Origin of the sequence: Bradyrhizobium sp. U531 (assembly GCF_051710265.1) — a bacterium.
In the GTDB taxonomy this organism is placed as follows: domain Bacteria; phylum Pseudomonadota; class Alphaproteobacteria; order Rhizobiales; family Xanthobacteraceae; genus Bradyrhizobium.
On sequence record NZ_JASVEN010000002.1, the window covers coordinates 316834 to 329941 of the forward strand.

At 64.0% G+C, this 13108-nt stretch carries 12 protein-coding genes; 6 read left to right on the forward strand and 6 right to left on the reverse strand.

The annotated features are described in order from the left end of the window. Nucleotides 1-140: 140 nt before the first annotated feature. The gene (katG, locus tag QRQ56_RS13370; protein WP_438740601.1) at nucleotides 141-2306 is read right to left on the reverse strand and encodes a catalase/peroxidase HPI; all 2166 of its coding nucleotides are present in this window, start codon (nucleotides 2304-2306) and stop codon (nucleotides 141-143) included. A gap of 114 nt (nucleotides 2307-2420) precedes the next feature. Here katG and QRQ56_RS13375 point away from each other — a divergent pair, with 114 nt between their 5' ends. The 5 genes from QRQ56_RS13375 to QRQ56_RS13395 all read left to right on the forward strand — a co-directional run bounded on the left by QRQ56_RS13375 (nucleotide 2421) and on the right by QRQ56_RS13395 (nucleotide 6411). After that, a complete protein-coding gene (locus tag QRQ56_RS13375) occupies nucleotides 2421-3344 on the forward strand; it encodes a LysR substrate-binding domain-containing protein (RefSeq protein ID WP_438740602.1) in 924 nt (307 codons plus the stop codon). 7 nt (nucleotides 3345-3351) lie between these two features. After that, complete coding sequence (locus QRQ56_RS13380) at nucleotides 3352-3816, forward strand: GNAT family N-acetyltransferase (RefSeq protein ID WP_438740604.1); 465 nt, start codon at nucleotides 3352-3354, stop codon at nucleotides 3814-3816. Nucleotides 3817-3908: 92 nt separating this feature from the next. Further along, complete coding sequence (locus tag QRQ56_RS13385; RefSeq protein WP_438740605.1) at nucleotides 3909-4748, forward strand: hypothetical protein; 840 nt, start codon at nucleotides 3909-3911, stop codon at nucleotides 4746-4748. Between the two features lie 36 nt (nucleotides 4749-4784). After that, entirely contained in the window at nucleotides 4785-5699 is a 915-nt protein-coding gene (locus tag QRQ56_RS13390; protein WP_438740607.1) for a hypothetical protein, read from the forward strand. A 115-nt stretch (nucleotides 5700-5814) separates the two neighbouring features. After that, nucleotides 5815-6411 carry a glutathione S-transferase family protein gene (locus QRQ56_RS13395; protein WP_438740609.1) on the forward strand — a complete coding sequence of 199 codons (597 nt, stop codon included), beginning with the start codon at nucleotides 5815-5817 and terminating at the stop codon, nucleotides 6409-6411. Between the two features lie 10 nt (nucleotides 6412-6421). Here the strand turns inward: QRQ56_RS13395 and QRQ56_RS13400 are convergent, their stop codons facing one another. The 4 genes from QRQ56_RS13400 to fabA form a co-directional block, all read right to left on the reverse strand. Then, entirely contained in the window at nucleotides 6422-8416 is a 1995-nt protein-coding gene (locus QRQ56_RS13400; RefSeq protein ID WP_438740610.1) for an autotransporter outer membrane beta-barrel domain-containing protein, read from the reverse strand. A gap of 115 nt (nucleotides 8417-8531) precedes the next feature. After that, on the reverse strand, nucleotides 8532-9329 hold the full coding sequence (gene fabI, locus QRQ56_RS13405) for an enoyl-ACP reductase FabI (RefSeq protein WP_438740612.1): 798 nt from the start codon (nucleotides 9327-9329) through the stop codon (nucleotides 8532-8534). 137 nt (nucleotides 9330-9466) lie between these two features. After that, on the reverse strand, nucleotides 9467-10690 hold the full coding sequence (gene fabB / locus QRQ56_RS13410; protein ID WP_097663361.1) for a beta-ketoacyl-ACP synthase I: 1224 nt from the start codon (nucleotides 10688-10690) through the stop codon (nucleotides 9467-9469). A 54-nt stretch (nucleotides 10691-10744) separates the two neighbouring features. After that, complete coding sequence (gene fabA / locus QRQ56_RS13415) at nucleotides 10745-11266, reverse strand: bifunctional 3-hydroxydecanoyl-ACP dehydratase/trans-2-decenoyl-ACP isomerase (protein WP_438741461.1); 522 nt, start codon at nucleotides 11264-11266, stop codon at nucleotides 10745-10747. A gap of 372 nt (nucleotides 11267-11638) precedes the next feature. On the opposite strand from fabA, the gene irrA reads away from it, so the two are divergent. Then, complete coding sequence (gene irrA / locus QRQ56_RS13420; protein WP_438740614.1) at nucleotides 11639-12130, forward strand: iron response transcriptional regulator IrrA; 492 nt, start codon at nucleotides 11639-11641, stop codon at nucleotides 12128-12130. 148 nt (nucleotides 12131-12278) lie between these two features. Here the strand turns inward: irrA and QRQ56_RS13425 are convergent, their stop codons facing one another. Further along, complete coding sequence (locus QRQ56_RS13425; RefSeq protein WP_438740616.1) at nucleotides 12279-12809, reverse strand: SH3 domain-containing protein; 531 nt, start codon at nucleotides 12807-12809, stop codon at nucleotides 12279-12281. Nucleotides 12810-13108 lie beyond the last annotated feature (299 nt).

Sequence of the window (13108 nt, forward strand, 5' to 3'; positions counted from 1 at the left end):
TTTTGTTTTGCGCCGTTTTGTCGATCAGTCCGTAGCCCGCATATAGCGAAGCGGAATGCGGGACCGGCGTCCCGGATTGCGCTGCGCTCCATCCGGGCTACGGGAGCCACCTCCCCCGCAAGCGGGAGAGGTGCCACACCTTACGCAACGATGTCGTAGCGATCGAGGTTCATCACCTTGGTCCAGGCCTTGGCGAAGTCCTCAGCGAATTGCTGCTTGGCATCCGACGAGGCATAGACCTCGGCGAAGGCGCGGAGCTGCGAGTGCGCGCCGAAGATCAGATCGGCACGCGTGCCGGTCCACTTCGCGGCATTGGTCTTGCGGTCGCGAGCCTCGTAGCTGCCGTCAGCGGCCGGCGTCCACTGCACGCTCATGTCGAGCAGGTTGGCGAAGAAGTCGTTGCTCAGCGTGCCCACCTTGGAGGTGAGGACACCGTGCTTCGACCCGTTCGCGTTGGCACCGAGCACACGCAGGCCGCCGACGAGCACGGTCAGCTCGGGACCGCTCAGCCTCAGCAGCTGCGCACGATCGACGAGAGCTTCTTCTTCCTGCAGGAACTGATGCCGCTTGCCGACATAGTTGCGGAAGCCATCGGCCCGCGGCTCGAGCGGCGCGAAGGACTCCGCGTCGGTCTGCTCCTGCGAGGCATCCATCCGGCCCGGCGTGAAGCCGACCTTGACGTCGACGCCGGCATCCTTCGCAGCCTTCTCGACCGCCGCGGACCCGCCAAGCACGATGAGGTCGGCCAGCGAGACCTTCTTGGCGCCCGACGAAGCGTTGAAGTCCTTCTGGATCGCTTCGAGCTTGCCGAGCACCTTGGAGAGCTGAGCCGGCTGGTTCACCTCCCAATCCTTCTGCGGAGCCAGACGGATGCGCGCACCATTGGCGCCGCCGCGCTTGTCCGAGCCGCGGAACGTCGAGGCCGACGCCCAGGCGGTCGAGACCAGCTCGGAGACCGAGAGGCCCGAAGCCAGGATCTTGGTCTTCAACGCCGCGATGTCCTGATCGCTGACCAGCTCGTGATTCACGGCCGGAATCGGATCCTGCCAGATCAGCGTCTCCTTCGGCACCAGCGGGCCGAGATAACGCTGGATCGGACCCATGTCGCGATGGGTGAGCTTGAACCAGGCACGGGCAAAGGCGTCCGCGAACTGGGCGGGGTTCTCCAGGAAGCGACGCGAGATCTTCTCGTAGGCCGGATCGAAGCGCAGCGAGAGGTCGGTGGTCAGCATCGTCGGCCGATGCTTCTTCGACTTGTCGAAGGCATCGGGAATGATCGCGTCAGCACCCTTGGCCGTCCACTGCTGCGCGCCGCCCGGGCTCTTCGTCAGCTCCCATTCGTAGTTGAACAGGTTCTCGAAGAAGTTGTTGCTCCACTTCGTCGGCGTCGTGGTCCACGTCACCTCGAGACCGCTGGTGATGGAATCGCTCGAATGGCCCGAGGCGTGCTTGCTCTTCCAGCCCAGGCCCTGGTCTTCCAGCGCACCCGCTTCCGGCTCCGGACCGACCAGCGACGGATCGCCCGCGCCGTGCGTCTTGCCGAACGAGTGGCCACCGGCGATCAGCGCAACGGTCTCTTCGTCGTTCATCGCCATGCGCGCAAAGGTCTCGCGGATGTCCTTGGCCGCGGCGACCGGATCCGGCTTGCCGTTCGGGCCTTCCGGGTTGACGTAGATGAGGCCCATCTGCACCGCGCCGAGCGGCTCGGCGAGCTGACGCTCACCGCTGTAGCGCTCGTCACCGAGCCAAGTGCCTTCCGGACCCCAATAGAGTTCTTCCGGCTCCCACACGTCGGTGCGGCCGCCGGCGAAACCGAAGGTCTTGAAGCCCATCGATTCCAGCGCGACGTTGCCGGCGAGGACCATCAGGTCAGCCCAGGAAATCTTGCGGCCGTACTTCTGCTTGATCGGCCAGAGCAGGCGGCGCGCCTTGTCGAGGTTGGCGTTGTCGGGCCAGCTGTTGAGCGGGGCGAAACGCTGCTGACCGGCACCGGCGCCGCCACGGCCATCCGTGGTGCGATAGGTGCCCGCACTGTGCCAGGCCATGCGGATCATGAGGCCGCCATAGTGACCGAAGTCGGCGGGCCACCATTCCTGCGAATCGGTCATCAGCGCGGTCAGGTCCTTGATGACCGCGTTCAGATCGAGCGACTTGAACTCCTTGGCATAGTCGAAGCCCTTGCCCATGGGATCGGACAGGGCGGAATTCTTGTGCAGCATCTCGATGCTGAGCTGGGTCGGCCACCAGTCGCGGTTCGCCGGCACACGTTTTCCACCCGAAAACGGGCACTTCGAAGAGTCGTCCATGAATACCTCCTCTGGTGGCGTCGAACTCGCGCCTTTGACCAGGTAGAAGCACTCTAAGCTCCGCGTTCGATCAGGGGAAGTTGACTTTAGTGATCGCTGCAATAAGATTTACTGATGATCAACGTCACCCTGCGGCAGCTCCGGTATTTCGATGCGCTGGCGCGCCACGGCCATTTCGGCCGCGCGGCGGAGTCCTGCTCCATCTCGCAGCCGGCCTTGTCGATGCAGATCAAGGAGTTGGAGGAAGCGCTCGGCGGCCTCCTGCTGGAGCGTAGCGCGCGTCAGGTTGCACTGACCCGGTTCGGCGAGGAACTGTCCCAGCGCGTCCGCGACATTTTGCGCTCGGTCGATGAGCTCGGCGATTTCGCGCGCGCCTCGCAGGACCGCTTCGCGGGCCGCCTGCGCATCGGCATGATCCCGACCATCGCGCCTTATCTGCTGCCCAAGATCACCAAGAATCTCACGCGCATGCATCCCGAGCTCGACATCCGCGTGCGCGAGACGATGACGCCGCGCCTGATCCAGGAACTGGTGGAAGGCCGCCTCGACACCGCGATCGTGGCGCTGCCGGTGTCCGAGCCCTCGCTCACCGAGGTCGCGCTGTTCGACGAGAAATTTCTGCTGGTGCGGCCGGGCTCCGAGGAGGGCACGCCGGTGCCCTCGCGCGAGATGATGCGCGAGATGCGGCTGTTGCTGCTCGAGGAGGGACATTGCTTCCGCGACCAGGCGCTGTCCTTCTGCAACATGCAGTCCGCCCCGCCGCGCGAGATGCTGGACGCCAATTCGCTGTCGACGCTGGTGCAGATGGTCAGCGCCGGCATCGGCGTGACGCTGATCCCGGAGATGGCGGTGCCGGTGGAGACGCGCTCGGCCTCGGTCTCGCTGTCGCGCTTCCGCGACCCCGAGCCGTCGCGCACCATCGGCATGGTCTGGCGCAAGACCAGCCCGCTGGCGCGGCAGCTGCTGCAGATCTCCGAAGTCGTGTGCCTGTCGGCGGGCAAGGCCCGCCCGCGGCAGGCCGCGCGCAACCGCGCCTGAGCCGTCGATGCCGCAGCCCGTCATCCGCCCCTCGCGCCCCGACGAATATGACGAGGTCGGCCGCGTCTGGATGGAGAGCTGGGTTTCGACCGGCCTCGGCGAGGCCAGCGACGCCCTGCTGGCCGACTTGCGCGCACGCATCCGGCGCGAGATCGCGGACGGCTGGAGCCTGTTCGTCGCCGACGACGACGGCACCATCGCAGCCATGCTGGCGCTGCATGTGCCAAGACTCTATCTCGACATGCTGTTCGTCGCGCCCGCCTACCAGGGCCAGTCGGTCGGCCGGCAACTGCTCGCCTTCACGCGCACGCAGATGCCGGACGAGATGCATCTTCGTTGCGTGCGCGAAAACGAAAAGGCCTGGCGCTGGTACGAGCGCGAAGGTTTTGTGTTCGAGAAGGAAGCGATCGAGCCGTCGAACGGCTTCATGATGAAGTACTATCGGTGGAAGCGGCAACGGCCGGCTGGATAGGCAGCAACACGCGGGTGCAGCTTGCGGTTGTCACGATCCCCACCTAGTGTGGCGGGGACCGATAATCTCCCGCCGCAGATCTCTTGGAATCCATGCTCCGCATTGCTGTCTCGCTGATCGCGCTGCTGTCTCTTTTGACCCTGGCCGCTGCGCAAACTCCTCCGACAACCACTGCGCCATCCGCGCAGCCTGCAGTGCCACCAAAGCCGGCTGCCAAGAAAGCAGCGCCGAAGGCCAAACCGTCTGCGAAGCCGACGGCCGCGGTCGAGAGCGGCCCGTGCCGTCTTGGCGTGATCTCGGTGATCGGAGAGCATTACTCCGTACAGAAATTTGGGGTGACGATCTTCGAGGCTGAGGAGAACGAGGTTCCGATCGACTGGGGCCTTGATGATCTGGTTTTCGCGCGCGTGCGCGCGGCGACGAACAATGATTCCTCGGTGCGCAGGATCGCCTATCCCAAGGGCGCCTTCGAGCCCTTCTATCATGCGAAGGCGATCTTCATCCCGGACCCCAAGGAGAGTCTGCCGGTGATCGTGAAGAGCTTCACCGCGAATGCGAATTGCAATCGCTATCTCGTCGCAACCACATTCAAGACGAAGCTGCCGAACTCGAACATGACACTGAACGGTATCGGCACCTACAATCAGGGGCTCGGCAAAGTCCTCCGCCACTCGCATCTTTTCGCCAATGTTGCGATCCCGCTGATCGACGGCCGCAGCTACGAGCAGATCAAGCGCCCCCTTACGGACATCGGCGCGAACCTCGCCGCAAACATGCGTCTGTTTGAAGACCCGATCACCAAGCTCGACAACTCGCTGTTCCCCGATCCGCCCGAGACAGCTTCGACCAACGCGGCGCTGCGCGAGAGGACGCGCGCGCTCGTCTTGGAAAGGCTCGACCGGAGCCTCCCGGGGTATCTAAAGGAAGAGTAAGCGCCTTTGCCAACGCGACACGCCAAAGGATCAAATTTGGCCGCGCCCGCTAACACAACCGTGTTCAGCATCATGACCCGGCTGTCCGTGATCGCGATCATCCTCTGGAGTTTTTCAACTCAGGCGTGGGCGCAGGTCCAATCGGAGACGGCGCGACCAACCGTCAAACAAGCCACCGGCAAGATAACCACGCGGCGTGAAGCGACGGGCAAGTCCGCTCCCGTGGCCGGCGGCTCGTGCGACTTCGGTGTCGTCGTCACCACCGGCGATGAGTTCACCGTGCAGACGACCGGCCTGACCATATTTCAGAACAAGAAGACGGTGGTCCCGATCCCAGGCTGGGGACTGAGCGATCTGATCTTCGCGCGCGCTCGCGCCGCGATCCCTGCCGGCGCATCCGTTCTGAGAATCTCCTACAATCCGGCGAAATTTCCTCCCCGCGATGAGTCAAAGGACACGTTGAAAGACAGGTTGGCCCGCGATCCCAACGCGGAGCTGGCCGGATACATACGCGAGGCCGTGAAAGGAACAAACTGCCGGCACTACATCCAGATCCTCAATGCAATCAGTCCGATCGGGTCATCAAGCTATACGGTCCGCGGCTTCGGCATCCTCAACCAGGATGCGGTGCTCGGGCGGCGCATCTTTCTCCACGCCCTGGCGTTTATCCGTATCTTTGACGGGCGCGACTTTGCCATCGTCAGACAGAGCTCTGCGCTGATCAACCTGGATCATTCCCTGGCGGTGCAGAGGTTTTTGGGCAAGCTCGTCGGCGGCCCTTATCGCGAGTTGCCCGCAGAATCGTTTCCGACGCGCCCTGAGGATGCCGCCGGCAATCCCGCACTGCGCGACGGTGTGCGCGCCATGCTGGCGGAAAGTCTCGACAAGACGCTGCCACTCTTGCTTGGACGTCGACCAGCAGTACGCCAAAGCGACACTGAACAACGTTGACCCATATGTCGTTTACGCCGGTTGGCATCTGCCCAACCGTAGTGCGTTGCGGAGACGCTGCAAACGCGGCATGAATTGCACGCTGCCAGCCTTCCGCCGATGAAAGGTTCCCGCAATGATCAAGCTCTATTGGTCGCCCCGCTCACGCTCGTTCACGACGCTCTGGCTGATGGAAGAGAGCGGCCTGCCCTATGAGCGCGTGCTGACCGACATCTCGACCGGCGCGCAGAAGGCGCCGGACTTCCTCAAAGTCAACCCGATGGGCAAGGTGCCGGCGCTGACCGACGGCGATGCCGCACTCGGCGAGGCCTCGGCAATCTGCGCCTACATCGCCGATCGCTACTCGGAGACCAAGCTCGCACCCGCCGTGACCGACCCGCGCCGCGCGCGCTATTTGCAGTGGCTGTTCTTCTCGCCGGGCTGCATCGAGCCCGCCATCATCCAGATCTTCACCAAGATCGAGATCCCGACCTCGACCGCGGCCTGGGGCAGCGCGACGCAGGTATTCGACGTGCTGGAAGCCGCGCTCACGAAGGGACCGTGGATTCTCGGCGAGGAATTTTCCGCCGCAGACATCACGATCGGCTCGGGCCTGAACTTCGCGGTGCGCCTGTTCAAGATGGTGCCGTCGCGCCCGGCCTTCGATGCCTATCTGGCGCGGTGCACGGCACGGCCGGCATTCCAGCGCGCGGAGAAGATCGCGGCGGGGTGAGACGGCGCATTTACAATTTGATCTTGAGGACGGCGAGCCCGGACTGCTGCAGCAGTCCGGAGGATGTCGCCGCAACACCGTAGCGGATACCGAGATCTAAGCCCTTACCGTCGGTCGCAACGAGGCCCAGCGCGGTCGAGTAGATCCAGGGCGATAGCGCAAGGCCGCTGGTGACGAAACTATCGCCACCGCCCGCAAACGCCGACTTGATCTGCAGCCCCTGGTTCAACGTGTTGTAGCCGACGCCGGCCTCCCCGGTGAGATGGACTTGCTTCGTGATCCGGTACGCGCTCTTCAACCCTGCCGTCACCGTCAGCTCGCGATAGATTTGCGAATCCACGTTGAGACTGAAGCCGCCCGCGCCGCCCTCCTGATAGGCTGGCGAGCGAACCTGTCCATAGTCCAGCCGCAGCGACGGCGCGATCGTAAGTCGCGGCTCGACCGGGATCAGCTTGGCGATGCCGACGCCCGCATGGCCACTATAGGAGCGATAACCGGCGCCAGCGACGCCGTTGACGAAGGTGAGCGAGCGGCTCTCGCCATTGTCGTTGAGCGCGCCATCGAGCTGGCCATCGACCCGAATGCCATGGCCGAGTGCATAGGCACCGTAGAGACCCGCAGAATAGGAATCGACGGCCAGTCGGTTCGGGACGGCGGCGTCGCTACCGGTGATGGCCTGATGTGAATAGGCGAACACGCCGCCCAGCATCGCGCGCGGGAAGATCGTTGTGTCCGCACCGATCGCAATGCCGCCGCCGGAGGCGTTATAGCCGGTGACACCGTCGACGCCGCCTTGCCGGGTGCTGCCGCCGAGCGGCTTCATCCAGACATGTCGCTCGGGCGTGACGCCGGAATTCAGCCCGAGCAAATCGTCCAAACGCCCGGTCATAGCCTGCTGGAATGCGCGCTGCGTGGCGTAGGTCGCCTGCGATGCCGCGCCGGTGAGAACAGGCAGGGTCTGGTTGACCGCGTTGACGAGAGCGGACCCGCTGAGATTGTCGAGCGCCGTGAAGCCGGTGGCCATGCCGCTGGTCCAGCCAAGCGAGGTCGCCGACAACCGATAGAGCATATCGGCTGCCCCCAGGCCCGCGCGGCTGTTCTGCGCCTGAAGCGTTTCGGCATAAGGGCGCACCAGGGAGAGATAGGCGATGCCGCCGGTCGGATTGCCCGAGAGATCATAGGTGCTGACGAGCATCTGCGCGCCCGAGGCATCGCCGCCGGCTACGCCGTAGAGGCTGGCAAGCGTGCCTTTCGAGAGCGTGTTGAAGAGCACGTTGCCCTCCGGCGTCACGGATCCCAGCAGCGTGAAGTTGGCAGCGCCGCTGCCCGCGGGCGCGACGCCCGCGCCCCAAAAATATCCGTTCTGGTAGTTGGTGATGACGAAGCGGCCGGGCGCGGAGGTGCCGAACAAGGCATTGCTCGAAATCCGCCACGGCGTGCCCGAGGTCCACGCCCATTGCGGGACGGAGTTGGCGGGCACGGGCTGCGAAGCGGGCGGCGTGAAGGTCGCGGGATCGTAGGGAAGCATGTAGGCCCAATGCGTCACGAGCACGCTGTCGCCCGTGATCATCTGCATCTCCATCGAGGCCACGCCGCCGACGGTCCTCATATGACCCAGACCCACCGTCGTGGCACCGCCCGCGGTCGGCGTGAACAGCATCGTGATCTGGCCCGCGGTGGTGACGAAGCCCTGGATCGTCGAGGTGTCAGTCAGAAGCGCGGGGCCCATCTTGAGCCGCGCGACGCTCGTTCCGGTGAACGAGCCGTTGGTCGCGGTCGCGAGCGACCACAGGGTCTGGTCGCCGATCGGGATCGGGTTGGCGAAGCCGGTCTTCGGCGATGCATAGGCCAATAGCTGCGCCGTCGGGACGTACCAGCTTGTGTTGGAAAGGGTCGTGTCCCAGATCGCCGACTGTGCCAGGGCATGCGAACCGCCGCACAGCAGCACCGCGCCCGCCGCGGACGCCAGCGCGCTCGCGCGATAAATCGCATGCAGCCTTGGCACGATCGCTCCTCCCCAACCGCAGAGGATACGACCCTGCGGCGCCACCGGGGAGCAGCAAGCACAATTGGATGGTGGAGTCAGCCCCATGATCGTGGGGCGGAAGGCGGTGTCGCGGCTATTCCGCCTTCATATCGTCCGGCCGCGGCATCAGCACGATGTTGTAGCCGGAATCGACATAATGGATCTCGCCGGTGACGCCGCCGGACAAATCCGACAAGAGATACAGCGCCGAGCCGCCGAGCTCTTCGAGAGTGACGCCGCGGCGGAGCGGCGAATGCTTCTGCATGAAGGCGAACATCGCGCGCGCCTCGCCGATGCCGGAGCCGGCCAGCGTGCGGATGGGACCTGCGGAGATCGCGTTGACGCGGATGCCGCGCGGTCCGAAATCGGAGGCGAGATAGCGCACGGAGGCTTCCAGCGCCGCCTTGGCGACACCCATCACGTTGTAGTTCGGCATGGACCGCTCGGAGGCACCGAAGGTCAGCGTGATCATGCTGCCGCCGTCGGTCATCAGCTCGGCGGCGCGCTTTGCGACTTCCGTGAACGAGAAGCAGGAGATCACCATGGTGCGCGAAAAATTCTCGCGGCTGGTGTCTGCGTAGCGGCCCTTCAGCTCGTTCTTGTCGGCAAAGCCGATGGCGTGGATGACGAAATCGAGCTTGGCCCATTTTTCGCGCAAGACATCGAAGGTTGCATCGACGCTGGCGATGTCCTCGACGTCGCAGGGCAGCACCAGATCCACACCGAGCGATTCCGCCAGGGGCTTGACGCGCTTGCCGAGGGCCTCGCCCTGGAAGGTGAAGGCGAGCTCGGCGCCGTGCGCATGCAGCGTCTTCGCCATGCCCCAGGCGATCGAATGATCATTGGCGACGCCCATGATCAGGCCGCGCTTGCCCTTCATCAAACCTTCCATTGCCTCGTAACTCCGCTATTCCGAGGTCATGCCCCGCGAAGGCGGGGCATCCAGTATTCCGAGACAGCTGTGCTAGGTCGAGAAGCCGCAGCGTGCTGGATGCCCCGGTCAAGCCGGGGCATGACATCGTGCTGGGCTCACACGTCCATCCGGCTGAACACCAGCGTGGCGTTGGTGCCGCCGAAGCCGAACGAATTCGACAGCACGGTGCCGATCTTCACGTTGTCGATGCGCTTGCGCACGATCGGCATGTCGGCGAAGACGGGATCGAGTTCCTGGATGTGGGCGCTCTCGCAGATGAAGCCGTTGTTCATCATCAGCAGCGAATAGATCGCCTCCTGCACGCCGGTCGCGCCCAGCGAATGGCCGGTCAGCGCCTTGGTCGCCGAGATCGGCGGGCACTTCTCGCCGGCACCGAACACGCGGCGGAGCGCGTCGATCTCCGGCGGGTCGCCGGCCGGTGTCGAGGTGGCGTGCGGGTTGATATAGTCGACCTTGGTCTTCACCGTCGACATCGCCATGCGCATGCAGCGCTCGGCGCCTTCGCCAGACGGTGCCACCATGTCGTAGCCGTCCGAGGTCGCACCATAACCGACGATCTCGCCGTAGATGCGGGCGCCGCGCGCCTTGGCATGCTCGAGCTCTTCCAGCACCAGCACGCCGGCACCGCCGGCGATGACGAAGCCGTCGCGGTTGACGTCGTAGGGACGCGAGGCCGTAGCGGGAGTGTCGTTGTACTTCGAGGACATCGCGCCCATGGCGTCGAACAGCACCGACAGCGACCAGTCCAGCTCCTCGCAACCGCCGGCGAAGATGACGTCCTGCTTGCCGATCTGGATCGTCTCATAGGCATTGCCGACGCAATGGTTTGACGTCGCGCAGGCCGAGGAGATCGAGTAATTCACGCCCTTGATCTTGAACCAGGTCGCAAGCGTCGCGGAGGCCGTGGACGACATCGCCTTCGGCACCGCGAATGGTCCGACGCGCTTCGGTCCCTTGGTGCGGGTGATGTCGGCGGATTCGACGATGGTGCGGGCGGACGGACCGCCGGAGCCCATGATGATGCCGGTGCGGATGTTGGAGACTTCCTCCGGGCTCAGACCGGAGTCCTGGATCGCCTGCTCCATCGCGACGTGATTCCAAGCCGCGCCCTGGCCGAGGAAGCGCATCGCGCGGCGGTCGACCACGGTTGCGGGATCGAGCGTCGGCGCACCCTGCACCTGCGAACGAAAGCCGAGCTCGGCATATTTTTCAGCCCGAGAAATGCCCGACTTCGCCTCGTGAAGGCTCGCAAGCACTTCCTGGGTGTTGTTTCCGATCGACGAGACGATGCCCATCCCGGTGACCACAACCCGCCTCATGACAGCCTCGCCCTGCTCGTTGTCTTCTTGCTCGTTGTCTTCGTGGTGATGCGCTCAGCCCAGGTCGGTGCCCTGCTTGAACAGGCCGACCTTGAGGTCCTTGGCGCGATAAATAATCTGGTCATCGACCGAAAGCCATCCGTCGGCGATCCCGAGCACCAGCTTTGAACGCATCACGCGCTTGATATCGACGTTGTACACAACCTTGCGCGCCTCCGGCAGCACCTGGCCGCTGAACTTTAATTCGTTCAGACCAAGCGCGCGCCCACGGCCTTCGCCCCCGGTCCAACCCAGATAAAAGCCGACCATCTGCCACAGCGCGTCGAGGCCGAGGCAGCCGGGCATCACCGGATCATTCTTGAAGTGACAGCCGAAGAACCAGAGGTCGGGCTTCACGTCGAGCTCGGCGCGCACCACGCCCTTGCCAAACTCCCCGCCGGTCTCGTTGATCTCCGTGATGCGATCGAACATCAGCATCGGCGGCAACGGCAGCTGGGCATTGCCCGGGCCGAACATCTCGCCGCGGGCACAGGCCAGCAGATCTTCGTATTCGTAACCGTTGCGCCTGTTCAGCATGCACGAGCCTCTGTTTGAATTCCGATTGAGCGGCATTCTTTGGCGAAAATGGGCCCCGTCTCGGTCGGAGAGCAACGCCAACTGCCATGGTCAGGCGCGGCTCCCGCATGCCCCGGATGGACTGCCGACCGGGCCACTCTGCCCGGCTGCGCCAAAATCGGCTAAGCGGAACCGCGCGCTCTCTAACACAGGGCATTTCGGGTAGCAAAGCGCATCCATGAAGGTAAAATGACGCGATCCGGGCTCGGTTCCAAGCCTGACTAGAATCCTCAAGGCTGATTAGAACCTCTCTAGTTGCGAGAAACTTGCATCTGCATCTTTCTGTTCTTATATTGATTAGAGATATTGTTCACGCGTGCCCGAAATCTGGAAATGAGCGAGAATACCGCGCCCCATCACGACGACGACGTCCATACTGCGGCCCTTCTGTCGGGCCGCCAGCCGGCGCTGACCGGCTGCCCCTGGCACGACGTCAATGAAATGCTCCAGTCCGCCGGGCTGCGTCCGACGCGTCAGCGTATGGCGCTCGGCTGGCTTCTGTTCGGCAAGGGTGCACGTCACCTGACGGCTGAAATGCTCTACGAGGAAGCGACCCTGGCCAAGGTTCCGGTGTCGCTGGCCACCGTCTACAACACGCTGAACCAGCTCACCGATGCCGGCCTGCTGCGCCAGGTCAGTGTCGACGGCACCAAGACCTATTTCGACACCAACGTCACCACCCACCACCACTACTACCTCGAGAACAGCCATGAGCTGGTCGATATCGAGGATCCGCATCTGGCACTGTCCAAGATGCCGGAGGTGCCCGAGGGTTACGAGATCGCGCGCATCGACATGGTCGTGCGGCTGCGCAAGAAGCGCTGAGATCGATCCAAAGCTAGTTTGAATTCGTCGTCATGGCCGGGCTTGTCCCGGCCATCCACGTTCTTGGGCTAAGCATGCAAGTAAGTGGATTCCCGGGACAAGCCCGGGCATGACGTCGGGGCAATAGTTGCGCCCCGCCTTCAAGCCGTCAATTCACCTGCTCGTCCGAATAGACGCCCCAGAGGCGCTCCTGCTGGATCCAGCCATCGAAGCCGTTGCCGGTGACGCGGCACCAGTTTGCAGTGCACTTCTTCACCTGCGTGACGACCCCGGCCTGGAGCTTTGCAGCCACCGCGCTGTCGGGATCGGCGCGGTCGTAGATCGGGGCGAGCTCGTCCTTGTGCTTCATGGTGACGACCGCGGTGCGGCGGCCCGACAGCAGCGAGTGATAGACCCAGCCTTCGGCGCCCTCGGAATCGCGGACCCGGCGCCAGTTCTCGAACTCGGCGGTAATTTCGACCGGCAGGCCGGCGCGGGTATAGACCCAGGCGACGTCATTGTCCTTGGTCGGACCGCCGCGGACGTTGACGTGATCCGATTTGAGGCTGACGTAGCGCGGCACCGGCAAGCCGCTGGCGGTCTGCGGAGTGCTGTCCTTGGCCGAATGCGAGGGGCCAACCGAGGCACTCAACCAGGTGCAAACGAGCGCCATCACCGACCAAAAACGCCCCAACGCCATCAACCCGTCTCCCGTCAAGGACCCGGCCGAGCCAGGTCCTCACTCCAAAAATCCAAAACCTGCCGCAGCCCTCTCCCGCCCCACGCGGGTGTTCCCAGCCCGATCCTCAAAGCCTTGACCCCGTGGTTCTTGTCTTGGCCCGGCCTTCTGCTAGAGAGGACGGGCCCTTGAACAACCAGTTTGGCCCGATTTTCCGGCCGGAAGTATCGGGAGAGCTTGGAGGAAACGCCGGGGACGGACACGGCAAGGGCAGTGTCGAACAACCGGGTTAATGAGGCCTCAACGACCGGCCTTTGGCG